The 718-nt window shown below is 75.9% G+C and carries 1 protein-coding gene; it reads left to right on the top strand.

The window, feature by feature from the left end; genetic code table 11:
• A partial coding sequence (gene shbA, locus G3I65_RS37025) for an RNA polymerase sigma factor ShbA (protein WP_160700215.1) occupies positions 1-553 on the top strand: 553 nt, incomplete at its 5' end.
• Positions 554-718: the final 165 nt, after the last annotated feature.

The following is a 718-nucleotide window of genomic DNA, read 5'->3' as shown; positions in this document are numbered from 1 at the left end:
GCGCCGCCACGACGAGCCGGTCGCGGACGCCATCGCCGGCGACGACGCCGCGACCGCCCGGCTGCTCGCCACCATCCGCCCGCTGGTGGTGCGCTACTGCCGGGCCCGCGTCGGCCGCCACGAGCGCTCGTTCGCCTCGGCCGACGACGTCGCGCAGGAGGTCTGCCTCGCCGTGCTCACCGCGCTGCCGTCCTACCGCGACCAGGGCCGTCCGTTCCTCGCGTTCGTCTACGGCATCGCCCAGCACAAGGTCGCGGACGCCCACCGCGCCGCGGCGCGCAACCGCACCGACCCGGTGCCCGAGATCCCGGACGGCGTCAGCGAAGCCGCCGGCCCCGAGCAGCGGGCGCTGCGGTTCGAGCTGAACGAGCGGCTGGCCCGGCTGCTGGACGTGCTCCCGGCGAAGCAGCGCGAAATCGTCGTGCTGCGGATCGTGGTCGGGCTGTCGGCGGAGGAGACGGCCGCCGCGGTCGGCTCGACGCCCGGCGCCGTCCGCGTGGCCCAGCACCGCGCGCTCGGCCGCCTCCGAAGACTCCTGGGCGACGAGGACTGACTCAGCGCCGCACCCGCTCCAGGACGAACTCCGCCAGCGCCGCCGCCGGGCCCGCCATCGACTCCCTCGCCAGCAGCATGAACTCGATGTCGCCGGGTTCGGGCAGGCCGTCGAGCTCGACCAGGTCGGCCGGGATCAGGCTGCGCGCGTGCAGCGTGACGCCGA

This window comes from Amycolatopsis sp. SID8362, from assembly GCF_010550475.1.
GTDB classification, from domain to species: Bacteria; Actinomycetota; Actinomycetes; order Mycobacteriales; family Pseudonocardiaceae; genus Amycolatopsis; species Amycolatopsis eburnea.
Note: the sequence above shows the minus strand (reverse complement) of the source record. Positions and strands in the feature narration are given on the sequence as shown.